The organism is Burkholderia lata (assembly GCF_902499025.1).
Lineage (GTDB): Bacteria > Pseudomonadota > Gammaproteobacteria > Burkholderiales > Burkholderiaceae > Burkholderia > Burkholderia lata_C.
In genome coordinates this window covers 126,882-149,632 of sequence record NZ_CABVPW010000001.1, presented here as the reverse complement: position 1 = coordinate 149,632, position 22,751 = coordinate 126,882, and the positions used below count along the sequence as shown (strand labels likewise).

General features: G+C 67.4%; 26 protein-coding genes. 13 read left to right on the top strand and 13 right to left on the bottom strand.

All coding sequences use genetic code 11. The features are described from left to right. Positions 1-195: 195 nt before the first annotated feature. The 8 genes from BDI24065_RS00620 (at position 196) to denD (ending at position 8,341) form a co-directional block, all read left to right on the top strand. Entirely contained in the window at positions 196-1,263 is a 1,068-nt protein-coding gene (locus BDI24065_RS00620; protein ID WP_175029540.1) for a GlxA family transcriptional regulator, read from the top strand. Positions 1,264-1,452: 189 nt separating this feature from the next. Continuing rightward, positions 1,453-2,157, top strand: a complete 705-nt coding sequence (locus tag BDI24065_RS00615) for a FadR/GntR family transcriptional regulator (protein WP_011354089.1) — start codon at positions 1,453-1,455, stop codon at positions 2,155-2,157. Positions 2,158-2,206: 49 nt separating this feature from the next. After that, on the top strand, positions 2,207-3,097 hold the full coding sequence (ltnD, locus tag BDI24065_RS00610; RefSeq protein WP_006489132.1) for an L-threonate dehydrogenase: 891 nt from the start codon (positions 2,207-2,209) through the stop codon (positions 3,095-3,097). A 19-nt stretch (positions 3,098-3,116) separates the two neighbouring features. Then, positions 3,117-4,418 carry a 3-oxo-tetronate kinase gene (gene otnK, locus BDI24065_RS00605; RefSeq protein ID WP_175029539.1) on the top strand — a complete coding sequence of 434 codons (1,302 nt, stop codon included), beginning with the start codon at positions 3,117-3,119 and terminating at the stop codon, positions 4,416-4,418. Next, positions 4,415-5,053, top strand: a complete 639-nt coding sequence (otnC, locus tag BDI24065_RS00600) for a 3-oxo-tetronate 4-phosphate decarboxylase (protein WP_175029538.1) — start codon at positions 4,415-4,417, stop codon at positions 5,051-5,053. The genes otnK and otnC overlap by 4 nt, the downstream gene beginning before the upstream one ends. Positions 5,054-5,158: 105 nt before the next feature. Continuing rightward, positions 5,159-6,484 (top strand): MFS transporter, encoded by a 1,326-nt coding sequence (locus tag BDI24065_RS00595; protein WP_175029537.1) that lies wholly within the window; start codon positions 5,159-5,161, stop codon positions 6,482-6,484. An 80-nt stretch (positions 6,485-6,564) separates the two neighbouring features. Beyond that, on the top strand, positions 6,565-7,341 hold the full coding sequence (gene otnI / locus BDI24065_RS00590; RefSeq protein ID WP_175029536.1) for a 2-oxo-tetronate isomerase: 777 nt from the start codon (positions 6,565-6,567) through the stop codon (positions 7,339-7,341). A gap of 28 nt (positions 7,342-7,369) precedes the next feature. Next, entirely contained in the window at positions 7,370-8,341 is a 972-nt protein-coding gene (denD, locus tag BDI24065_RS00585; protein ID WP_175029535.1) for a D-erythronate dehydrogenase, read from the top strand. Between the two features lie 48 nt (positions 8,342-8,389). Here denD and BDI24065_RS00580 read toward each other — a convergent pair whose 3' ends face one another. From BDI24065_RS00580 to BDI24065_RS00570, 3 genes are read right to left on the bottom strand one after another with little or no spacing between them, the layout of a single operon-like run. Further along, positions 8,390-9,478, bottom strand: coding sequence for a lysylphosphatidylglycerol synthase domain-containing protein (locus tag BDI24065_RS00580; protein ID WP_175029534.1), 1,089 nt, complete (start codon positions 9,476-9,478; stop codon positions 8,390-8,392). Beyond that, entirely contained in the window at positions 9,475-10,644 is a 1,170-nt protein-coding gene (gene hpnI, locus BDI24065_RS00575; RefSeq protein ID WP_175029533.1) for a bacteriohopanetetrol glucosamine biosynthesis glycosyltransferase HpnI, read from the bottom strand. Before hpnI ends, BDI24065_RS00580 begins: the two co-directional genes overlap by 4 nt. A gap of 60 nt (positions 10,645-10,704) precedes the next feature. After that, entirely contained in the window at positions 10,705-11,055 is a 351-nt protein-coding gene (locus BDI24065_RS00570) for a hypothetical protein (RefSeq protein WP_175029532.1), read from the bottom strand. A gap of 188 nt (positions 11,056-11,243) precedes the next feature. Between BDI24065_RS00570 and BDI24065_RS00565 the strand changes: the two genes are divergently transcribed. Beyond that, on the top strand, positions 11,244-11,771 hold the full coding sequence (locus tag BDI24065_RS00565) for a cytochrome b (RefSeq protein WP_175029531.1): 528 nt from the start codon (positions 11,244-11,246) through the stop codon (positions 11,769-11,771). A 261-nt stretch (positions 11,772-12,032) separates the two neighbouring features. Here BDI24065_RS00565 and BDI24065_RS00560 read toward each other — a convergent pair whose 3' ends face one another. Both BDI24065_RS00560 and BDI24065_RS00555 read right to left on the bottom strand, forming a co-directional pair. After that, positions 12,033-12,308, bottom strand: a complete 276-nt coding sequence (locus tag BDI24065_RS00560) for a DUF4148 domain-containing protein (protein WP_175029708.1) — start codon at positions 12,306-12,308, stop codon at positions 12,033-12,035. A gap of 80 nt (positions 12,309-12,388) precedes the next feature. Further along, positions 12,389-12,733 carry a DUF4148 domain-containing protein gene (locus BDI24065_RS00555; protein WP_175029530.1) on the bottom strand — a complete coding sequence of 115 codons (345 nt, stop codon included), beginning with the start codon at positions 12,731-12,733 and terminating at the stop codon, positions 12,389-12,391. Positions 12,734-12,976: 243 nt separating this feature from the next. On the opposite strand from BDI24065_RS00555, the gene BDI24065_RS00550 reads away from it, so the two are divergent. Next, complete coding sequence (locus tag BDI24065_RS00550) at positions 12,977-13,666, top strand: aspartyl/asparaginyl beta-hydroxylase domain-containing protein (protein ID WP_175029529.1); 690 nt, start codon at positions 12,977-12,979, stop codon at positions 13,664-13,666. Between the two features lie 98 nt (positions 13,667-13,764). On the opposite strand, the gene BDI24065_RS00545 is transcribed toward BDI24065_RS00550, so the two are convergent. Further along, positions 13,765-14,130, bottom strand: coding sequence for an ASCH domain-containing protein (locus BDI24065_RS00545; RefSeq protein ID WP_175029528.1), 366 nt, complete (start codon positions 14,128-14,130; stop codon positions 13,765-13,767). Between the two features lie 236 nt (positions 14,131-14,366). Here BDI24065_RS00545 and BDI24065_RS00540 point away from each other — a divergent pair, with 236 nt between their 5' ends. Together BDI24065_RS00540 and BDI24065_RS00535 are read left to right on the top strand one after the other, a co-directional pair. Continuing rightward, positions 14,367-14,636: a MoaD/ThiS family protein gene (locus tag BDI24065_RS00540; protein ID WP_175029707.1), complete on the top strand. Its 270-nt coding sequence runs from the start codon at positions 14,367-14,369 to the stop codon at positions 14,634-14,636. A gap of 66 nt (positions 14,637-14,702) precedes the next feature. Continuing rightward, positions 14,703-15,851, top strand: a complete 1,149-nt coding sequence (locus BDI24065_RS00535; RefSeq protein WP_175029527.1) for a WD40/YVTN/BNR-like repeat-containing protein — start codon at positions 14,703-14,705, stop codon at positions 15,849-15,851. Between the two features lie 38 nt (positions 15,852-15,889). Here the strand turns inward: BDI24065_RS00535 and BDI24065_RS00530 are convergent, their stop codons facing one another. Continuing rightward, positions 15,890-16,813 (bottom strand): LysR substrate-binding domain-containing protein, encoded by a 924-nt coding sequence (locus BDI24065_RS00530; RefSeq protein ID WP_175029526.1) that lies wholly within the window; start codon positions 16,811-16,813, stop codon positions 15,890-15,892. Between the two features lie 147 nt (positions 16,814-16,960). Between BDI24065_RS00530 and BDI24065_RS00525 the strand changes: the two genes are divergently transcribed. After that, the gene (locus tag BDI24065_RS00525; RefSeq protein WP_175029525.1) at positions 16,961-17,386 is read left to right on the top strand and encodes a PACE efflux transporter; all 426 of its coding nucleotides are present in this window, start codon (positions 16,961-16,963) and stop codon (positions 17,384-17,386) included. A 9-nt stretch (positions 17,387-17,395) separates the two neighbouring features. Here BDI24065_RS00525 and BDI24065_RS00520 read toward each other — a convergent pair whose 3' ends face one another. The 6 genes from BDI24065_RS00520 to BDI24065_RS00500 form a co-directional block, all read right to left on the bottom strand. Beyond that, complete coding sequence (locus BDI24065_RS00520; protein ID WP_175029524.1) at positions 17,396-18,022, bottom strand: trimeric intracellular cation channel family protein; 627 nt, start codon at positions 18,020-18,022, stop codon at positions 17,396-17,398. Further along, positions 18,019-18,147, bottom strand: a complete 129-nt coding sequence (locus BDI24065_RS41340) for a hypothetical protein (RefSeq protein WP_302479445.1) — start codon at positions 18,145-18,147, stop codon at positions 18,019-18,021. Before BDI24065_RS41340 ends, BDI24065_RS00520 begins: the two co-directional genes overlap by 4 nt. 171 nt (positions 18,148-18,318) lie before the next feature. Then, a complete protein-coding gene (locus tag BDI24065_RS00515) occupies positions 18,319-19,266 on the bottom strand; it encodes a choline ABC transporter substrate-binding protein (RefSeq protein ID WP_175029523.1) in 948 nt (315 codons plus the stop codon). A 96-nt stretch (positions 19,267-19,362) separates the two neighbouring features. Continuing rightward, entirely contained in the window at positions 19,363-20,361 is a 999-nt protein-coding gene (locus BDI24065_RS00510) for a GlxA family transcriptional regulator (protein WP_011354068.1), read from the bottom strand. 108 nt (positions 20,362-20,469) lie between these two features. After that, complete coding sequence (gene choW / locus BDI24065_RS00505; protein WP_175029522.1) at positions 20,470-21,366, bottom strand: choline ABC transporter permease subunit; 897 nt, start codon at positions 21,364-21,366, stop codon at positions 20,470-20,472. Then, positions 21,359-22,528, bottom strand: a complete 1,170-nt coding sequence (locus tag BDI24065_RS00500) for a quaternary amine ABC transporter ATP-binding protein (RefSeq protein ID WP_438819991.1) — start codon at positions 22,526-22,528, stop codon at positions 21,359-21,361. Before BDI24065_RS00500 ends, choW begins: the two co-directional genes overlap by 8 nt. Positions 22,529-22,751 lie beyond the last annotated feature (223 nt).

The window sequence follows — 22,751 nt, the reverse complement described above, 5'->3', positions numbered from 1 at the left end:
GGCATCGACGTGGGATAGCGCCGCCAAGCGCCACTTCGGCGGCCCCGAAAGTGCGTTTTGGCGATGGTTGGCGACGGAAAACCACAAGTCGGGCCGGAACCGATCGGCGACGCTGGCTGCATCCGCGCCCGACTGCCGTACCCGTATCAACAGACTGAGTGAGACCGCCTGCCCGGCGTGAAGAGATTGGCCGCGATGACACCTGACGCACCCGCTTCCCCCCTCGCAGAACCCGCGCCGCGGCGTATCCGCTTCGGCATCGTGCTGCTGCCGAACTTCACGCTGACGGCCTTCTCGGGCTTCGTCGACATGCTGCGGCTGTCGGCGGACGACGGCGACTACAGCAAGCCCGTGCGCTGCGCATGGAGCGTGATCGGGGAGACCCTCGCGCCGGTGCGCGCGAGCTGCGGGATCCAGATCACGCCGTGGGAGACGCTCGACGCGGCCGAGCCGTTCGACTATGTGGTGGTGGTCGGCGGGTTGCTGCATTCGGGCCCGCAGGCGGGCCCCGAGACGCTCGACTTCATCCGCCGCTCGGCGGCCGACGGTGCGACGGTCGTCGGCATCTGCACGGGCGTGTTCACGCTGATGCGCGCGGGCGTGCTCGACGGGCACCGCACCTGCGTGAGCTGGTTCCATTACTGGGATTTCATCGAGCGCTTTCCGGCTGCCGATCCCGACCTGCTGATCGCCGACAGGCTGTTCGTGATCGACCGGCGCCGCATCACCTGTTCGGGCGGCCGGGCGTCGATCGACGTCGCCGCCGCGATCCTGCTGCGCCATTTCGATCACGCAACCGTGCAGAAGGCGCTGCGCATCCTGCTGGTCGGCGAGATGCAGAAGGGCAATGCGCCGCAACCGCATCCGCCGGGCCTCGAGCCGGCCACGCACCCGAAGGTCAAGCGCGCGATTCTCCTGATGGAACAGCATGTCGGGCGCGCACTGTCGCTCGACGAGCTCGCGAGCAAGCTCGACTTGTCGACGCGGCAGCTCGAGCGGCTGTTCAAGGCCGAAACGGGCAAGAGCCCGCAGGCGTTCGCGAAGCAGGTGCGGCTGCGCACCGCCGCGTGGCTGCTGACGAGCTCGGATCGCACGGTGGCCGATATCGCGTCGAGCTGCGGGTTCGCCGATGCATCGCACCTCGGGCGCGAGTTCCGCAAGCAGTTCGGCGTGCCGCCGGCGACTTATCGGGAACGGGGCGGTGAAGCGGCGGAAGCCGGCGCGGCGATCGCCGCGGACCCCGTCGAAGACGTCGCCGACTGACGGCGACGGGCACCCGCCCCTTTTCCAACCGATCGCGAATCGACACTCGAACGCATCGGTTTTGCGTCAATTGGAACCGGTTCCAATCAATTTAATCGACGTTGCCACCTGTTAACCGAGGGTTATCCCGGATGCTGACGCACATCCAAATTTGTATGATGACCACATAACCTTACAAGCTAGAGCACCATGTTCGAGAAAATTCCCGCCCGTGCGATGAGCGACCATGTCGCGCAGCAACTGCTCAAGCAGATCGAAGTCGGCAGCTTTTCCGCCACCGGCAAGCTGCCGACGGAGGCCGTGCTCGCGCAGGAATTCGGCGTGAGCCGCACCGTGATCCGCGAGGCGATCTCGCGGCTGAAGAACGAAGGCGTGGTCGAGCCGCGCCAGGGCAGCGGCGTGTACGTGAACCAGCACGGCGCGATCCGGCCGCTGCGGATCGACTACGCGGAAGCGGTCGAAGCCACCTCGCTGCCGCACCTGCTCGCGGTGCGCCGCGCGATCGAGGCCGAAGTCGCGGCCGAAGCCGCGTTGAACCACACCGATGAAGACATGGCCGACATCGACGACGCGCTGCGCAAGATCGACGATGCAGTGGCCGAAGGGCGCGACGGCGTCGCGGAAGACGTCGCGTTCCACCGCACGATCGCGGCCGTCACCGGCAACCCGTATTTCCTGAAGACGCTGCAGTTCCTGAACCAGTACCTGGAAGCCGGCGTGAAGGTCACGCGGCGCAACGAAGCGACGCGCGAGGACTTCTCGCGCCAGGTGCGGGAGGAACACGCGGCAATCGCCGATGCGATCCGCGCGCGCGACCCGATGGCCGCACGCAACGCGGCGCGCACGCACATGTACAACGCCGCCCGCCGTCTCGCGGAAGCCGGTATCTGCTGAACCCGGCGGCCAGCGTGCCGCCCCTCTCCCGAATCGATCAAGGTTGACCATGTCACGAAATGTTGGAGTCATCGGCCTCGGCGCGATGGGCCTCGGCGTCGCCCGCTCGCTGCTGCGCGCCGGCCTGCGCGTCCACGCATGCGACGTGCGCGACACCGTGCTGCAGGCGTTCGCGGCCGAAGGCGGCATCGCGTGCGCGACGCCAGCCGAACTCGGCGCGCAGTGCGACGTCGTCGTCACGCTGGTCGTCAATGCCGCGCAGACCGAAACGGTGCTGTTCGGCGAGCACGGTGCGGTCGCGGCGATGAAGCCGGGCGGCGTCGTGATCGCAAGCGCGACCGTCGCACCGGAATTCGCGGTCGCGCTCGGCGCACGCATCGAGGCCGCCGGCCTGCAGATGCTCGATGCGCCGGTATCGGGCGGCGCCGCGCGCGCGGCCTCCGGCGAGATGACGATGATGACGTCGGGTCCGGCCGCCGCGTACGCGGGCTGCGAGGACGTGCTCGCCGCGATCGCCGGCAAGGTCTATCGCCTCGGCGACGCGCACGGCATCGGCTCGAAGGTGAAGATCATCAACCAGCTGCTGGCCGGCGTGCACATCGCGGCGGCAGCCGAAGCGATGGCGCTCGGCCTGCGCGAAGGCGTCGATGCGGACGCACTGTATGACGTGATCACGCATAGCGCCGGCAACTCGTGGATGTTCGAGAACCGCGTGCCGCACATCCTGAACGGCGACTACACGCCGCTGTCGGCCGTCGACATCTTCGTGAAGGATCTCGGCCTCGTGCTCGATACCGCGCGCCGCAGCAAGTTCCCGCTGCCGCTGTCGGCCACCGCGCACCAGATGTTCATGAGCGCGTCGAGCGCCGGCCACGGCGGCGAGGACGATTCCGCCGTGATCAAGACTTTCCCCGGCATCACGCTGCCGCCCGCCCGCTGATTCGAACGACGCTTCTGCCATGACCGCTTCCGCTTCCCGTCCCCTGCTCGGCTGCATCGCCGACGATTTCACCGGCGCGACCGATCTCGCGAACATGCTCGTCAAGAGCGGCATGCGCACCGTGCAGACGATCGGCGTGCCCGCCGACGGCGCTGCAGCTGACGCCGCGCTCGACGCCGACGCGATCGTCGTCGCGCTGAAGTCGCGCACGATCCCCGCAGCCGACGCCGTCGCGCAATCTCTGGCCGCATACGCATGGCTGCGCGCGCAAGGCTGCCGGCAGTTCTTCTTCAAGTACTGCTCGACGTTCGACTCGACCGATGCGGGCAACATCGGGCCCGTCGCCGATGCGCTGCTCGATGCGGCCGGTGGCGGCTTCACGATCGCGTGCCCGGCGTTCCCCGAGAACGGCCGCACGATCTATCGCGGCCACCTGTTCGTCGGCGACGTGCTGCTGAACGAATCGGGGATGGAGAACCATCCGCTCACGCCGATGAAGGATGCGAACCTCGTGCGCGTGCTGCAGCGGCAGACGCAGTCGCCGGTCGGCCTGATCCGCTACGACACGATCGCGCTGGGCGCGGCCGCCGTCCGCACGCGGATCGACCAGCTGCGTGCGGAAGGCGTGCGCTTCGCGATCGCCGACGCGCTGTCGGATCGCGACCTCTACGTACTCGGCGAAGCGTGCGCGGGCCTGCCGCTCGTCACCGGCGGCTCGGGCATCGCGCTCGGCCTGCCCGCGAATTTCCGCCGCGCGGAGCAACTGCCCGAGCGCGACAACGCGGCGTCGCTGCCGCGCATCGACGGCCTGTCGGCCGTGCTCGCCGGCAGTGCGTCGAAGGCCACCAACGCGCAGGTCGCCGCATGGCGCGCCACGCGGCCGAGCTTCCGCATCGATCCGCTCGCGGCCTCGCGCGGCGAACCCGTCGTCGACCAGGCGCTCGCGTTCGCGCGCTCGCACCTGCCGCAGCCCGTGCTGATCTATGCGACCGCGACGCCCGACGAAGTGAAGGCCGTGCAGCAGGCGCTCGGCGTCGACGCGGCCGGCCATCTCGTCGAAGCCACGCTCGCGGCGATCGCGAGCGGCCTGCGTGAGCTCGGCGTGCGCAAGTTCGTCGTCGCCGGCGGCGAAACGTCCGGCGCGGTCGTGCAGGCGCTCGACGTGAAGTCGCTGCAGATCGGCGCGCAGATCGATCCGGGCGTGCCGGCAACGGCCACCATCGACGCGCAGCCGCTCGGCCTCGCGCTGAAGTCCGGCAACTTCGGCACCACGGACTTTTTCGACAAGGCGCTGCGCGCGCTGGACGGAGCCGCACGATGAGCGACGAAGCGAAACTGCGCGAAGAGATCTGCGTGGTCGGCGCAAGCCTGTATGCGCGCGGCCACGCGGTGGGCAGCGCCGGCAACATCAGCGCGCGGCTGCCCGACGGCTGGCTCATTACGCCGACCGACGCGTGCCTCGGCCGGCTCGACCCGAACGACATCGCGAAGGTCGGCGCGGACGGCCAGCCCGTATCGGGCGGCAAGCCGTCGAAGACGCTCGCGCTGCATCGCGGCATCTACGCGCGCAACGCCGAAGCGAACGGCGTCGTCCACACGCATTCGACGCACCTCGTCGCGCTGACGCTCGCGGGCGTGTGGCGCGACACCGACGTGCTGCCGCCGATCACGCCGTACTACGTGATGAAGGTCGGCCACATTCCGCTGATCCGCTACCGCCGCCCCGGCGACCCGGCCGTCGCGGCCGAAGTCGCGGCGCTCGCCGACCGGGTGCGCGGCGTGCTGCTCGAGCGCCTCGGCCCTGTGATGTGGGGGCCGTCGGTGTCGCACGCGTCGTATGCGCTCGAGGAACTCGAGGAAACGGCGCGGCTGTGGCTGATGACGCACCCGAAACCCGACCCGCTCGACGAAGCCGCGCTCGACGAATTGCGTGCCAGCTTCGGCGCGCGCTGGTAACACCGCGATTCCCATGCCCGCCGTGTGCGCGGGCCCTTCCGTCAGCACACACACACGATCCGGCGGCGTACGCGCCGCCGGCACACGACATCCCTGGAGACGACGATGACTGCTCTCGACGCGGCCGCAAGCCGCTCGCCCACCGCGCCCGCCCAATCGGCGGAGCTCGACCGCACCTACAAGAAAGTGTTCTGGCGCATCGTGCCGTTCCTGATGCTCTGCTACGTGGTCGCGTATCTCGACCGCGTGAACGTCGGCTTCGCGAAACTGCAGATGTCGCAGGATCTCGCGTTCAGCGAAACGGTGTTCGGGCTCGGCGCCGGCATTTTCTTTCTTGGCTATTTTCTGTTCGAACTGCCAAGCAACCTGCTGATGCACCGCATCGGCGCGCGCATCTGGATCGCGCGGATCATGATCACGTGGGGCCTGCTGTCCGCGCTGTTCGCATTCGTGCAGACGCCGACGCAGTTCTACGTGCTGCGCTTCCTGCTCGGCCTCGCGGAAGCCGGCTTCTATCCGGGCGTGATCCTCTATCTCACGTACTGGTTCCCGTCGCATCGCCGCGCGAAGATCATCGCGGTGTTCATGTCCGCGATCCCCGTGTCGGGCATCTTCGGCAACCCGCTGTCGGGCTGGATCATGGAGCGCTTCCACGGCGGCTCGGGCTTCCACGGCTGGCAATGGATGTTCATGATCGAAGCCGTGCCGGCCGTGCTCGTCGGCATCGCGACGATCCTGTATCTCGACAACAGCATCCGCGGCGCGAAGTGGCTCGACGAGCGCGAGAAGCAGCTGCTCGAGGACGAGATCGCCGCACAGCCGCAGGAACAGCAGAAGCACGGCCACTCGCTGAAGGCCGTGTTCTCGGACCCGCGCATGTGGTGGATGTCGCTGATCTACTTCGCGTTCGTCACGGGCCAGTACGGCCTCACGTTCTGGATGCCGACGCTCGTCAAATCGACCGGCATCACCGATACGCTGCAGATCGGCCTGCTGTCCGCAATCCCGTTCCTCGTCGCGATCGTCGTGATGAACCTGTTCGGCCACAGCGCGGACAAGCGCCGCGAGCGCCGCTGGCACCTGATCGTGCCGGCGCTGATGGGTGCGGTCGGGTTTGCGGTCGCCGCGTCGTACTCGCACAATACGGCGGTGTCGATCGTGTTCCTGTCGCTCGCGGCGGGCGGCGTGCTGACCTGCGCCCCGCTGTTCTGGTCGCTGCCGACCGCGTTCCTCGCCGGCTCGGCAGCCGCAGCCGGGATCGCGATCATCAACTCGGTCGGCAACCTCGCCGGTTTCGCGAGCCCGTACGTGATCGGCTACCTGAAGGACGCCACGCACAGCACGGCGTCCGGCATGTACGTGCTCGCCGCGATGCTCGTGATCGGCGCGATCGCCGTGTGGCTCACGCCCGCGAAACTCGTGAACCGCTGATCTGCCGAATCGCCGATCCGGCCGCCATTCGACGCGGGGCGCCGTGCGCCCCGCCCCATTCATTCACAGGACCCGCTGCCATGCCACGCTTCGCCGCCAACCTCTCGATGATGTACACCGAGCACGCGTTCCTCGAACGCTTCGCCGCTGCCGCCTACGACGGCTTCAAGGCCGTCGAGTACCTGTTCCCGTACGACTTCGCCGCCGAGGACATCCGCGCGCGCCTCGACGCGCACAACCTCGAGCAGGCGCTGTTCAACGCGCCGCCCGGCGACTGGGCCGCGGGCGAACGCGGCACCGCGTCGCTGCCGGGCCGCGAGGACGAATTCCGGCGCGGCATCGACCAGGCGCTCGACTATGCGCGCGTGCTCGGCAACAAGAAGCTGCACGTGATGGCCGGCATGGTGCCGCCGGGCGCCGATCGTGCCCGCCATCGCGACACCTACCTGGCGAACCTGCGGCATGCGGCGCAGGCCGCCGCCGCGCACGGCATCACGATCCTGATCGAGCCGATCAACCAGCGCGACATGCCCGGCTATTTCCTGAGCCGCCAGGACGACGCGCAGGCGATCTGCGCGGAAGTCGGTGCGCCGAACCTGAAGGTGCAGTTCGACTGCTACCACTGCCAGATCGTCGAAGGCGATCTCGCGATGAAGCTCAAGCGCGATTTCGCGGGCATCGGCCATATCCAGATCGCGGGCGTGCCCGAGCGCCACGAGCCGGATATCGGCGAACTCAACTACCCGTATCTGTTCGCGCTGATCGACGCGCTCGGCTACGACGGCTGGATCGGCTGCGAGTACCGCCCGAAGGCCGGCACGTCGGAAGGCCTCGACTGGGTCAAGCCGTACCTGTAATTCCCGTATTCCTTTGAGGGTGAAGAACATGAAAGTACTGATCACCGGCGGTGCCGGCTTTCTCGGCCAGCGTCTCGCGCGCAAGCTGCTCGAGCGCGGCGAACTGACCGGCCCCGACGGCCGCAGCGAGAAGATCGACGAGCTGGTGCTGCTCGACGTCGTCGCAGGCAGCGATTTCGGCGACGCGCGCGTGACGTCGATCGTCGGCGACATCGCCGATCGCGCGGTGCTCGACAGCGCGATCGACACGCACACCGGCGCGATCTTCCACCTCGCGGCGATCGTCAGCGGGCAGGCCGAAGCCGATTTCGACCTCGGCATGCGGATCAATCTCGACGCGTCGCGCACGCTGCTCGAAGTGTGCCGCGCGCGTGGCCATCGGCCGCGCGTCGTGTTCACGAGCTCCGTCGCGGTCTATGGCGGCACGCTGCCCGACGTCGTGCAGGACGACACCGCGCTGAACCCGCAATCGTCGTATGGCGCCGAGAAGGCGATCGCCGAGCTGCTGCTGTGCGACTACGCGCGGCGCGGCTTCGTCGACGGCCGCGTGCTGCGGCTGCCGACGATCAGCGTGCGGCCGGGCCGCCCGAACGCGGCCGCGTCGTCGTTCGCCAGCGGCATCATCCGCGAGCCGCTGAACGGCGAGGAAAGCGTGTGCCCGGTGCCCGGCTCGACCCGCCTGTGGCTGCTGTCGCCGCGCGGCGCGATCGAAGCGCTCGTCGCGGGCTGCGAGATCGACAGCGCGAAGCTCGGCAACAAACGTGTGATCAATCTACCCGGCCTGTCGGTATCGGTCGATGAAATGATCGCGGCGCTGCGCGAAGTCGCGGGCGACGAAGTCGTGAAGCTGATCCGCCATGTGCCGGACGAGCGTGTCGAAAAGATCGTCGGCAGCTGGCCGGGCCGTTGGGATACGTCGCGCGCGGAAGCGCTCGGGCTGAAAGGCGACACGTCGTTCGCGGACGTGATCCGCAGCCATCTCGCCGACGAACGGCGCTGATTCCCGCGCCGCCCGCCGCGCGTGGCGGGCACGGGCTGCCCGGTCGCATCAGCGCGGCCGGGCGGATTCCCCGATGGGCAACGGCGCGCGTTTCGTCCCCCCCGGCCGGTTCGCCGAACCGGCCGCCCACTGCCACGCCAGCAGGCCCGGCAGATAGAACAGCAGGTCGCGCACGCGGCGGGCGCCGGCCAGTGCGAGGCACGTCGCCGGGTCGAACCCGAGCAGCCCGCCGATCAGCACGAACCCGCCCTCCTGCACGCCGAGCCCGCCCGGCATCAGGAATGCGATGCTGCTCACGAGCTGGATCAGCGCCTCGATCGCGAGCGCCTGCGCGAAGGTCGGCTCCGCGCCGAGGAAATACAACGCGAGCCAGATTTCCAGCGCGTAGCCCACGAACTGCAGCGTCTGCCAGATCGCGAGGTAGCGCACGACGATGCCGGTCTTTCTCCAGATCATCCGGATCGACTGATCGGTGCGCGCCGATTCGCCGACCAGCGCCACCACCTTGCCGCTCGTGACGCGATTGAGCACGCGCATCGCGCGTTCGAACGGCCGCGCATGCTGCACCAGCGCGAACAGCAGCAGCACCGGCACCAGTGCGGCCATGCCGAGCGCGAGATTGCCGGCCACGCGCGCGGCGTCGGACGACACATGCTCGAGCACGTAGCCGATCGCGACCAGCGCGAACACCAGCTGGCTGATCAGCGTCAGCTGCATGTCGGCGACGAGGCTGGCCACGACGGTTGCCGGCCGCACGCCCGCCTGCCGCAGCAGGCCGAACGACACGATCTCGCCGCCGATCCGCGCGACCGGCAACAATCCGTTGATCGATTCGCGGATCCACACGAGCTTCAGCATCGTCGCGAACGACGGCCGGCGCGGGCCGCGGATCAGCATCCGCCAGTCCCACGCGTTCGCGAGCATCGGCAGGATGTGCGCCAGCGCCGCGACCAACAGCCCTGCGCCGGCGATCTGCAGGCGATGCAGGATTTCCAGCGGATGCTCGCGCCAGATCAGCCACACGGCGAGCGCGAGCCCGCCCAGCGCCGCCACCTGGCCCACATGGCGGAGCCGCGCGTCGCCCCGCGCGGCGTTCCGCTCCGCGGCATCGGCGCCGGGGTTCGTCTGCGTCGTCATGATTCGCTCGCCGGCGACAGCAGGCCTTCGCGGTCGACGCGAAAGCGCGTGCCGCGCCACACGACATGCGACGAGAAGAAGCTCGATACGAACACGAAGAATTGCAGGAGATCGACGAACGGCAGCCAGAGCGCGCCGCGCAGGCCCGCGCCGGTCGCCCGGCTCGTTTTCAGCATCAGCCATGCCCGTGCGGCGAGCGCCGCGACCGTCAGCCCGCACGCGGCAGCCGTGCCGCCGGAGAACAGCAGCGCCAGCAGCGCGAGCGGCAGCGGATGCATCAGCACCGAGCCGGCATGACCGAGCCGGTCCGCCGCGCGAATCGTGCAGCTCCAGCGCAATTCGTGTGCATACAGCTTCGCGAACGTCTCCTCGACGCACGCATGCCCGACGACGAACGGCGGAATGACGACCTGCGCGCCTACCTGCCGCACCGCTTCGCCCAGCGCGTGATCCTCGGCCAGGTGATGCGCGAAACGCGTGAGCCCGCCGATGCGCTCGAGCGTTGCGCGCGTGAATGCAATCGTCTGACCGAAACACGGCCGTGCGCGCCCGATGAAGAGCCCGGTGATCACGCCCGGAAGGAAATGGTAGTTCGTCATCGCGACGGCGACACCGGGCCAGAAGCCCGGCGACGCGATGCCGCGATACACGCTTGTCACGATGCCGACATCCGGCTGCTGCAGCGCGCCGACGACGGCACGCAAATAGTCGCGCTCGACCAGCACGTCGCTGTCGGCGAGACAAAGCACCGAATACTCCGCGTGTTCGAGCATGTTCACGAGATTGGCGATCTTGCGGTTCGGCCCGTACAGCCGCGTATCGGTAACGACCTTGATGTTCGCGTCAGGGTAGCGCGCACGCAGCGTCTCGACGGCCGCGAGGGCCTTGTCGTTCGCATCGTGCACGCCGAACAGGTGCTGGACCGGCCCCGGATAATTCTGCACGAGGAAGCTTTCGAGATGCTGTACGAGTTGCCACTCGTCGCCGTGCAGCGGCTTCGCGACGGTGACGCCCGGATAATCGCGCGGCTCGGCCGCCGCCCGGGAAAAGAACCGGCCGACCAGCACGCTGGCCGTGAGCGTGTATGTAATGCCCAGTAACACGCCCAGCCCGCAGACGATCGACATTGCCCCGGCCAGCGCGTGCAGCACATGCAGCAAAACCATGCTTCTCCCCAGTGGTGAACCGTACGACCACGACACCCGGGAGCCGCCGCGCGCGCGGGTTCACCCGTGCGCGCCGCCGTATCGATTCCCGTGGAGCCGGATGTGAAGGACGACCAAGCGACGATACGCGCAATCAGATGACACGACTACCGTGCGGCGATCGATTCCTGTCACGCGCACGTAGCCGCATGCAACCGCGGCCCGGAACGCGACGTCGGCAAGCTTGCGGGCCGAAAGGATCGCGGTGGCGACCGCGATGACGACCCAGATGCGAAACGTCATCGTGGTGAAAAATGCTTCGGGTATGCGCCACGCAAGCAGCGACACCAGCACGAAACACTGAATGAACATGCCGGCCAGTGCGGCGATCAGCAGGTGGGCGCGCCATCGCTCGATCGTCGAAGATGCCATGGTGAAGAGTCTCCCGTGCGGACGACCGGGTTCGATCTGAAAGATTCGAAAGGTCGCGTGGGTCAGGATCAGGAAAAGCGAACGTCCAGCGAAGAACGATTGTGGCGACGCCTGCTTAACGTTTTGTTAAGGAAGCGACCGTAGAATCCACCCGACCGATATCGTCCCCGTCGTCCGCAGGAGTCTTCATGTCCACACCCGCCCGATATGACACCGTTGCGCGATTTCTTCACTGGCTGATCGTCGCGCTGATCGTTGCGCAATTTGCGATCGGCTGGACGATGCCCGACGTGCATCGCGACACGCAGCCGATCGGCCTGATCGCCGCGCACCTCCTCGTGGGAACCGCGCTCCTCGCCGCGATGGCTTGCCGCGTGTGGTGGCGCGTGACGCATCGTCCGCCCGCCAGCGACCTGCCGCCCGCGATGCGCGCGCTGTCGGGTGTCACGCATTTCGCGCTCTACGCGCTGCTGATCGCGGTGCCGCTGCTCGGCTGGATCAACGCGTCGTCGCGCGCCTGGGGCGTAACGCTGCTGGGGATCGTGCCGTTGCCCGCGCTGTCGGCGGCCGGCTCCGGATTCGGCCACGCGATGGGCGACGTGCACGGCATCCTCGCCTGGGCACTGTTCGGCGGCATCTGCCTGCACGTGGCAGCCGCGCTGGCGCACCGCTTCGTGCTGCGCGATCAGGTCGCGCAGCGCATGATGCCCTGGTGATCGCCACGCCGGCGGCACGGCATGCCGTCGCACGCATGCACCGGGTTGCCGCCGATACCGTCTTCGTTCCGGGTCATCGCGCAATCGACCTGCCCGCCCATCGCGCGCGGCTGGCGAGGTGATCGCGACGCCGCGCGAAGCGGCGCGCGATGACCGGCATCGCAGCCGGCGCCCTTCTGCCGCGTCGAGCGGCACGAAGGGCTGCCGGACTGCCGTGCCGCGAACACGACGGCCTGAAGTCACACAAGATCATGTCGACACCTAGTTGCTGGTTTGCGCCGGCATACCAGCGGCAGGCGCATGCGTGGCGGCAGCCGCCATCCGGGCCCGATCCTGCTCGGCAAGCTTCGCTTCCGCCGCCTGGATGTCCGCCGGATACTCGCCTTCGTCTCCCTTCGCCGGGTCGTACCCGGCTGCTTCCAGACGCATCAATTCGTCGCGAACCTGTGCACGCGTCAGCGGTGCGGCCGATTGCGCGAAGGCTGACTGACCGACGATCGCTCCGATCATCGTCAGTACTACGATATATGTTTTCATCATGAACTCCTTCAATGTTCCGTATCGATCAACCTGGTTGAATGCGTCGAATGCGTGACCTGCGAACGCGGGCGGCTGCGTCAGCTCCCGAAATAGATCGCGCAGAAGCTCGCGGGGCCGACGCATGCGGCAGGCCCCTGGCGCGGCGACATCGTCGCCGGCTTGCCCGCTTCGGATGACGCAGCCGGATCGCTGCCGACCGCCGTGCCGGCCTGCTGCTGCGGCATCTGTTCGGCCTGCCGCTGGAACAGCGGGCTCACGTCCGGATACGACGTATCGGTCACGAAGCGCAGCCCGTTGTTTTCGGCGTCGATCAGTTCCTGCCTGACCTGCGCGCGCGTCAGTTCCTGTGCCGACGCTTGCGTCGCGACACCCGCGAGAGAAATCGCCGCCACGGCGGCGGCCACCAGCCAATGCGTGTTCATGTTCCACTCCTTGAGAAGTCAACGAGACGACGTGCTACACCCGTATGACGACGGAGCGTGTGCGTTTATTCCCGCGCGTCGCGCAGCCCGGATCACGTGGCGTCTCCGGCGTCGGGAACACCCGGGACGGACGTTCATGAAACTGTCATTCTTTCGTCAGCCGGCGTAACCTGACGTAACGCAGCGCCCGTCGCGCTTCGGGCAGACTGATGTCACCCCTTACGGATCGCCCTTCGATCGACCATGTCCGTCGCTTACGACTATGTAGCCGGCCTGCTGCGCACGCTGTACGACCGCCATCTCGACGGCGGCGCGGTGCTCGATACAGCCGCGTTTCCCGACGCCGGGCGTTTCGTCCGTGCGTGGACCGACATCCAGGCCGAGGCATTCGCCGTGGCGCGCGACATGCCGCGCATCCCGCGCTTTCACGAGATCATGCGCGAGCAGTACGACATCTCGGCCAACGATGCACGCGACTGGCGGATGTTCATCATGCAGGCGTACGGCCAGCCGTTCCCGCGCAACCTGTCGCGCTGCCCGACCGTCGCGTCGATCGTCGCGGCGTCGCCGGACGTGCTGTCGGCATCGCTGTCGTTCCTCGCGCCAGGCAAACACATTCCGCCGCATCGCGGGCCGTTTCGCGGCATCCTGCGCGGCTATCTGGTGCTGTCGATGCCGAAGCGCGCGGACGGCACGCCGGCCGCCGTGCTGAAGATCGACGGCCACGAATACCGGCTCGAAGAGGGGCGTTTCCTGCTGTGGGACGACACGTTCATGCACGAGGTGTGGAACGACAGCGACGAAGTGCGGATCGTGCTGCTGCTCGATATCCGCCGGCGCGGAATGCCGCGCCTGCTCACGTGGTTGTCGAATGCGGTGATCGGTGTCGTGCGGCTCGGGATCAGGATTCGCGGGAAATCGATTCCGGTTTAGCGCACGCAACCGGCGCGCACCGCGTAACCCTTCATTTCGCGCTCGCTCTCTCTTGTATCGTGAAGGCGCTCAACGCGCCCCCGATGCAGGCACAATCATCAGGACACCTTGTCGGAATCCTCGTCCAACGCATAGATTCCACGCCTGGCGATACACGGAAACGGCGGATCGATCGCCCGCACATTCGTCAGTTCCCAGCATACGTATCCGGCACACCACTGCTTGCCTTGCGCGCGGGCTTCATCAGGCGTCCAGTCGTGTACCCCCACGACGTCGACCCACGCGAGCGCGATACCGTCGGGATCTTCCTGCCCGTCCTGCCGCAGGAAGATCGTGTTCTGCACCAGCACGAGATCGAGCAACGGTATGGCCGGCGGCGCCCACGACCGGATTTCGACCTGCTTCCGGCCCGCGACGATATCGTCGACGGCGGGCTTGACGATCGACAGCGCGGATCGCGGCATGGCAAGTATTTCCTTCATCGGCAAATGGAGAGCGTGTGACCGTCGATCGGCGTTGCAGCCGAATCAGGCATGCGATGACGATCGGGGCAGGATTGTTGCCGATTCGCCTGACCGTGTCGACCGGGACGGATCGGACACGCCGGCGCACCGTGACTACGCGACGCCACCTTTCCGCCCCTGACGGATCGCCTAAACTACAGACCGTCCCCTCCGCGCGGCTCCTGCCAGCCACCGCCATGGCGCACCTCTTCTTCGCCGCCTCGATCCAGCGGCATATCGAAACGCCCGAGCGCGAAATCGACGCCCACTCGGTCGGCGAAGCATTCGACACCGTTTTCGGCGAGCAGCCGCGGCTGCGCGGTTACATCCTCGACGACCAGGGTGCGCTGCGCAAACACCTGTCGGTATTCATCGACGGCCAGCCGATACGCGACCGGCAACACCTGTCCGATGGGCTCGGCGACGCCAGCCGGGTCTATGTCGTGCAGGCGCTGACGGGCGGATAACGGGACGGATACCCCAGCCTCGATCCAGTGCCGGAACACCCGGTCGGGCCATCAGGAGACACGCACATGAACGATCGACTGCTCGTCGCCACCCGCAAGGGCCTGTTCGTCCTGCAGCCCGACGGCCACGGCGGCTGGACGCCCGGTGAGCCGCACTTCGCCGGCGAGCCGGTCAGCATGGCGCTCGCCGACCCGCGCGACGGCACGTTGTATGCGGCGCTGAACCTCGGCCATTTCGGCGTCAAGCTGCACCGCAGGCGCGCGGGTGCCGCCGACTGGGAAGAATGCGCGGTTCCCGTCTATCCGCCGCAGCCCGCCGACGCCTCCCCCACCAGCGCCCGCGTGAATGCCGGCACCGGCGACGACGACGACGCGCCTCCCGGCCCGCCGCAGCCGCCGTGGACACTCCAGCAGATCTGGTCGCTCGAAGCCGGCGGCACCGACGAGCCGGGCGTGCTGTGGGCCGGCACGATTCCCGGCGGGCTGTTCCGCTCCGACGACGGCGGCGGTTCCTGGGTGCTCAACCGGGCATTGTGGGATCGCCCGGAGCGCGCCGAATGGGGCGGCGGCGGATACGATGCGCCGGGCATCCATTCGGTGATGGTCGATCCGCGCGACAGCCGGCACGTGACGGTCGGCATCTCGTGCGGCGGCGTCTGGCAGACGGCCGACGGCGGCGCGACGTGGCGTGTGACCGCCGACGGCATGGAAGCCGACTACATGCCGCCCGAGCGGCGCGGTGAACCGAACATGCAGGACCCGCACCGCGTCGTGCAGTGCGCGGCCAACCCGGACGTGCTGTGGACGCAGCATCACTGCGCGATCTTCCGCTCGACCGATGGCGCCGAACACTGGCGACGCATCGAGGCGCAGCATTCGAGCTTCGGCTTCGCGGTGGCCGTGCACCCGCACGAACCGGATACCGCGTGGTTCGTGCCGGCCGTGAAGGACGCGTGCCGGATACCGGTGGACGGGCGGTTCGTCGTCACGCGCACACGCGACGGCGGGCGCAGTTTCGAGCAGTTCTCGAACGGATTGCCGAGCGCACCGGCGTACGACCTCGTGTATCGGCACGGGCTCGCGGTGGACGATTCGGGCATGCGCCTCGCGATGGCATCGACGACCGGCGGGTTGTGGACGTCCGACGATGGCGGGGAAAACTGGCGGCTCGTGTCTGCGCATTTGCCGCCGGTTTATTGCGTGCGGTTCGGTTGACAGGGGTGTGGGCGGGCTTGCACGGCCCGCGTTCCCGCTCAGCCCCCGCCCCCCATCCGCCCCACCGCCTCCCGCGTCTGCGCAATCTCCGCTTCGAGCCAGTCGAGAAACGACCTGACCCGCGGCTCGCGCTCCCGCCCGGGCCGGCACAGCGCGACAAAACGCGCGCCGTCGATCCGCACCGACGGCTCGATCGGCGTCAATGCCCCATGCGCGACCTGCTCGGCGGCCAGCACGGAGCTGAGCAGCGCGATGCCCTGCCCATGCAGCACCGCCTGCAACGCGTAATGCTCGTCGTCGTAGTGGCGAAACACCGCGCGCTCGAGCCACGCGTCGCGGCCGGCCGCCCGACACCACGACGCCCAGTCGACCGACACCGGCAGCGGCGTATCCCACACCGTCTCGATCAGGTCGAGCGGCTCGTCCGTCCGATGCGCGTCGAACCCGGCGGCCGCATACGCGCCGAAATACTCGTCGATCAGCGCAATCTCGTGCAGCGCCGGAAACGTGCGCGACGTCGCGCGAATCGCGAGATCGATCCGCGCATCGCGTTCGAGATCCGCGAGCGTGTTGCCGGTTTCAACCTTGATGTGCAGTTGCGGATCGACGCGACGAAACCGCCCGAGGCGCGGAATCAACCACATCGCGGCAAACGCGGGCGTGGTGGTCAGCACGAGCGTGCGCTCGCCGGTCGCCTCGGGCCGCACCGAGTCGAGCCCGCGGCTCAATGCGAGCAGTGCATCGTGACTCGCGCGAAACAGGCGCTCGCCTTCGTCCGTGAGCCGCACACCGCTCGCGCCGCGCTCGAACAGCAGCACGCCGAGCCGGCTTTCGAGCGACTTGATCTGGTGCGACACGGCGGCCGGCGTCACGGACAGTTCGTCCGCGGCGGCCTTGAATGCGCCGAGCCGTGCCGCCGACTCGAATACACGCAATGCGGTCAGGGGAATTTTCGAGAACACGGGGCCTCGCGGGCCGGATCGGGCCGGGTTGAATTCGATTGAATCGGGGTGAGATTAGGTGAATTGCAGCGGGCGTGCAACGCGGATAGCCTTGCGGGACGTCGCGGCACGATGCCGCGACGCATGGTGTCGAACCGGAGAAACAACGTGCAAGGCCTATCGCGCAGGATCACGCAGGCGGTGCTCTACGAAGCGATCGCGATTTCCTGCATCTCGCCCGTGATCGCGGCGATCTTCAAGCAGGACCTCGTCTATTCGGGCGCGCTGTCGGCGACGATGTCGGCGATCGCGATGCTGTGGAACATGATCTTCAACGCGCTGTTCGAGCGCTGGGAAGCGTCGCGGCGGCAGCCGGCACGCACGCTCGGGCGGCGGATCCTGCACGCCACCGGATTCGAAGGCGGGCTGATCTTCATCCTGGTGCCCGTCGTGTCGTGGTGGCTCGACATCTCGTGGCTCGACGCGTTCGTCGTCGACATCGGGCTGTTCGCGTTCTTCTTCGGTTACGCGTTCGTCTTCCAGTGGGCATTCGATCGGGTGTTCGACGTGCCGGCTGCGACGAAGGGGCAATGAGCCGGACGCTCACGCACCGGCAGCAATTTTCGGCAATTGCCAGCCGAAGCGCACCGCCGCCATCCGCAGCGCAAAGCACGCGATGCCGCCCAGCACGGCCGCGACGATCGGCGGACAACCGAGCCGCCGGCACGACACGACGCACACCGCGCCAAGCAGCGCCGCGCTCGCATAAATATCCGTGACCAGGACGACCGGCACTCGCGCGAGCAGGACATCGCGCACCACGCCGCCGCCGCAACCTGTCACCGCGCCCATCAGCGTCGCAATGAACGGGTGAACCCGGAATTCGAGCGCCTTCACCGCGCCCGCGACCGCGAACAACGCAAGGCCGGCCGCATCGAGCGTCGTAAGCAGCGACGGAGAAAACGCGGCGACCCGCTCATGAAACACGAACGCGAACAGACCTGAAGCGAACGCGAGCGCCGGATAGCGCCAGTCGCTCACGGCGCTCGGCGGCCGTGCGCCGATCAGCAGGTCCCGGATCACGCCGCCGCCGAGCGCGACGACGAGCGACAACACCATGACCCCGAACAGGTCGAGCCCGGCACCGATCGCCGCATTGGCGCCCTCGATCGCGAACACCACCGTGCCCGCGAGATCGGCGGCGAGCACCACTTCCTCGATGCGCTTCATGCGAAGCGACTGTCGGAGTGCTGCGTCATCCGGCTGCCGCCCGTGTCGACCCGGGTGGACGCGCCGTTCAGCCGCCTGCTGTCTTCCTGCCGCCATCCGGATACATCACGCGTGTTGCGGATCATGACCGCCTCCTCGATCGGAATCGGGCAGTCTAGCGCATCGACCGCTCACCGCCAGGCCGCACGTGAAGCCGAATGCAAAAAGCCGGCGGAAGCAGGATATGTACCCTGCTTCCGCCGGCTCAAAAGCACGTCGGGCCTCCAGTCAACACCGTGAAGCCCTGCACACGTCGCTCAATGCACGCCGAGATAAGCCTTCACCGCCGGCAGGCCCGGCTTGCCGTCGAGCGTCGTCACGCCGGCGAGCCACTTGTCGAGCGCCTGCGGGTTCGCCTTCAGCCACTCGGCCGCCGCCTTGTTCGGATCTTCCTTGTTCATGATCGGCACCATCACGTGGTTCTCGATCGTCGTCGTGAACTGCAGGTTCGACACGAACTTCGCGACGTTCGGGCAGCGCTGCGAGTAGTCGGGCGGCGTCGCCGTCAGCACCTTCGCTTCGCCGTAGTTCGGGCCGAACACGTCGTCGCCGCCGCTCAGGTAGTCAATCTTCATCTGCACGTTCATCGGATGCGGTTCCCAGCCGAGGAACACGATCCACTGCTTGTCGCGGATCGCGCGATTCACCTCGACCAGCATCCCGGCCTCGCTCGACTCGACCATCTTGAACTTGCCGAGGCCGAACTGGTTGCCGTCGATCATCTTCTTGATCAGCAGGTTGCCGTCGTTGCCCGGTTCGATCCCGTAGATCTTGCCGTTCAGCTTGTCCGCGTACTTTTGAATATCCGCGAACGACTTCAGGCCGCCCTGGTACACGTAGTCGGGCACCGCGAGCGTGTATTTCGCGCCTGTCAGGTTCGGCGTCGAAAGCACCTTGATCTGGCCGGCCTTCGTGAACGGCTGGATGATCGGATCCATCGTCGGCGACCAGTAACCGAGGAACACGTCGATCTGCTTGCTCTTGATGCCGGCGAACGTGATCGGCACCGATGCGATCGTCTTCGTCGGGCTGTAGCCGAGGCCCTGCAGCATCGTCGACGCGAGGCCCGTGGTCGCCGCGATGTCGGACCAGCCGACGTCCGCGAAGCGCACGTTCTTGCACACGGGCGGATCGGCCGCATACACGGCCGACATCGGCGCGGTTATCCCGATCCCGCACACCGCTGCGATCAATAGGCGCTTCATCTTGCTTCTCCTCAAAGTGATGTCGTTTGCTTGAATGCGGGATCGTTTATTGAAGCCGCGCGCCGCGATCCCGGCGGCGTCGCGGAATAGGGTCGGTCAGCGCCCCGGCAACCGGCGCTCGTAGCTCGGCGCGTGGCCGAACTGCGCACGGTAGGCCTTGCTGAAATGGCAGGGCGAATGAAAGCCGCAGACCGTCGTCACGCGCGCGATCGACGCGTCGGTCGTGCGCAGCAGGTCGCGCGCGCGCTTCAGGCGCAGCGTCAGGTAATAGTGAGTCGGCGACACGTTCAGGTACACCTTGAACATGCGCTGCAGGTGCCGCTGCGACAGCCGCACGAGCCGTGCGAGCTCCTCGAGCGACAGCGGCTCCTCGATGTTCGCCTCCATCAGCCGCACGACCTCGATCAGCTCCGCGCGCGAGAAGCCGACGCGCGCATCGACCGGAATCGGCTGCGTGTCGGTCGAGCTGCGGATGCGTTCCAGGATGAACTGTTCGGATACCTGCGCGGCCAGCTGCTGGCCGAACCGCATGCCGACGAGGTTCAGCATCAGGTCGAGCGGCGCGGTGCCGCCGGTGCAGGTCAGCCGGTCGCGATCGACGACGAACAGCTCGTCGGCGAAACCGACCTGCGGAAACTCGGCATGCAGCGCGGACAGGTTCTCCCAGTGCACGGTGCAGCGATAGCCGTCGAGCAGCCCGCTCGACATCAGCGCATACGCGCCCGTGCAGATGCCGCCGAGCGGCAGCCCGCGTTCGGCCAGCGCCGCGAGCGTATCGCGCGCGCCTTCGTCGACCACGTCGCGGATACGGATGCCGCCGCATACGATCATCACGTCAGGCAGGTTCGTGTAGTCGAGCGCCTGCGTGGGCCGTACCGCGATGCCGTTGCTGGCGTGTACCGGACTGCCGTCGAGCGAGTAGATCGACCACTGGTAGTGATCGGCACGCCCGACGTAGTTCGCCATCCGAAGCACTTCGACGGCGCTCGAGAACGCGATCATCGAGAAGTTCGGCAGCGTCAGGAAGCCGAAATGGGCGAGGGACGAAACCGGTGAAACGCAGGCGGCGGGCGCGACAGCGACGGCGGACGTCACATCGGTCTCCTGGCGAGGAGGTTGCAGGGGGCCAGCCCCGCGGCGCAAGCCGCGGAGGCCGTTTATCTCTATTCAGGATGAGCGGCCGGGGGTTCCGGCCGCCGGAAGTCAGGCCTGTGCGGGTGCGGCCTTCATGCGAAACAGCTGCTTGAGACCCGAGAACAGCGGCGCCTTCACGGTGCCCGGCGCACGGCCGAAGCTTTCGGTGATGCGGTCGAGAATGATCGCGAGCAGCACGACCGACAGGCCGCTTTCAAAGCCGAGGCCGATGTCGAGGCGCTGGATACTGGCGAGCACGTCGTTGCCGAGGCCGCCTGCGCCGACCATCGACGCGATGATCACCATCGACAGCGCCATCATGATCGTCTGGTTCACGCCCTGCATGATCGACGGCAGCGCATTCGGGAACTGCACCTTGTACAGCAGTTGCCACGGCGTGCAGCCGAAGGCCTGGCCGGCTTCGACGATCTCGCGGTTCACGTGGCGGATACCGAGGCTCGTCAGGCGCACCGCGGGCGGCATCGCGAAGATCACCGTCGACAGGATCCCCGGCACGCGGCCGAGACCGAACAGCATGGCAGCCGGAATCAGGTAGACGAACGCGGGCATCGTCTGCATCAGGTCGAGGATCGGGCGCACGATCGCGGCGACCCACTTGCTCTTCGCGGCCCAGATGCCGAGCGGGATGCCGAGCACGAGGCTGATGATCGTCGACGACAGCGTGAGGCCGAGCGTGATGACCGTCTGGTCCCAGAAGCCCGTCGCGAAGATCAGCAGCAGCGACGCGGTGGTGAACAGCGCGAAGCGCCAGCCCACCCGCCACAGCCCGATGCCGATGAAGATGGCCATCATCATCCACATCGGGATCGCCTGCAGGCCGTGCTCGACGAATGCCGCGAGCCCCTCGATCGCCTGGCCGATCGTGTCGAACGTCTTGGCATCGTGGTCGAGCAGGTAGTGAACGGACTGGTCGACCCAGGTACCGAGCGGAATCATTTCAGACATGGGAACCTCGCGAACGCGTGATGGCCTTCAGGATGAGCGCACGATCGACCGAGCCGCAGTAGCAGCCGTCGTCGTCCACGACCGGCAGTGCATTCGGGCTCGCGACCACACGCGCGACGACATGTTCGAGCGACGCATCGCGGCGGATGGATTCGATCGGGCTCACGGACGGCGTGGCGTGACCGATCGCATCGCGCGTGACGAAGCCGCGGATCTTGCGTTGCGCATCCAGCACGAACGCATAGTCGGCACTGCCGTTCAGCGTCGCCGCGACGTTCGCGGCATCGCACTTCGACACGATCGGCACGGCACCCGTCTGCATCAGGTCGCCGGCCGTGAGATAGCGGCTGGTGTCGACGCCGTCGAAGAACGCGCGCACGTAGTCGTCGGCCGGGTTCGTGATGATGTCCTGCGGCGTGCCGACCTGCACGAGCCGGCCGCCCTCCATGATCGCGATGCGGTTGCCGATGCGCAGCGCCTCTTCCAGATCGTGCGACACGAACATGATCGTGCGGCGCTGCTCCTTCTGCAGTTGCAGCAGCACGTCCTGCATTTCGCGGCGCTTGAGCGGATCGAGTGCGGAGAACGCCTCGTCCATGATCATCAGCGACGGGTTCACGGCCAGCGCGCGGGCAAGGCCGACGCGCTGCTGCATGCCGCCCGACAGCTCGGACGGCAGCTTGTGCGAGAACGGCGCGAGGCCGACCTGCTCGAGCACCTCCATCGCGCGGCGCTCGCGCTCCTTCTTGCTGACGCCCGCGACTTCCAGGCCGAACGCAGCGTTCGACACCACGGAGCGATGCGGCATCAGCGCAAACGACTGGAACACCATGCTCATGTCCTTGCGGCGCAGCGCGGTCAGCGCCGAGCGGCGCGCCGACGCGACGTCGAGCCCGTCGATCATCACCTTGCCGGCGCTTGGATCGACCAGCCGGTTCACGAGGCGGATCAGCGTGGACTTGCCGGAACCCGACAGGCCCATCAGCACGAAAATTTCGCCTTCCTGCACATCGAAGGAGACGTTGTGCACGCCGACGACCTGACCGGTGCGCTTGAGCACATCGTCCTTCGTCGCGCCGGCGGCGAGCATGTCGAGCGCCTGCTGCGGGTTGCTTCCAAACACCTTGCACAGACCTTCGACCACGACCTTGGGGGCATCCATCGAAACCTTCTCCTCGTGTAGCGGGGACTCGCGCTTGTCATAGCGTGCCTACATAGTTGCCAGAAAAAACCCCGACCTGCCGACGAATTACGACAAACGCTTGCGCAAATACGACACGGCCTCCAGCCCCGCCTGGCGGGCCGCGGCACGCGGCACCACCCGATTGCGGCGGCGCAATACGCGCACGGCCAGCAACGACGGGCATCGCGCGTGAGACTTGTGC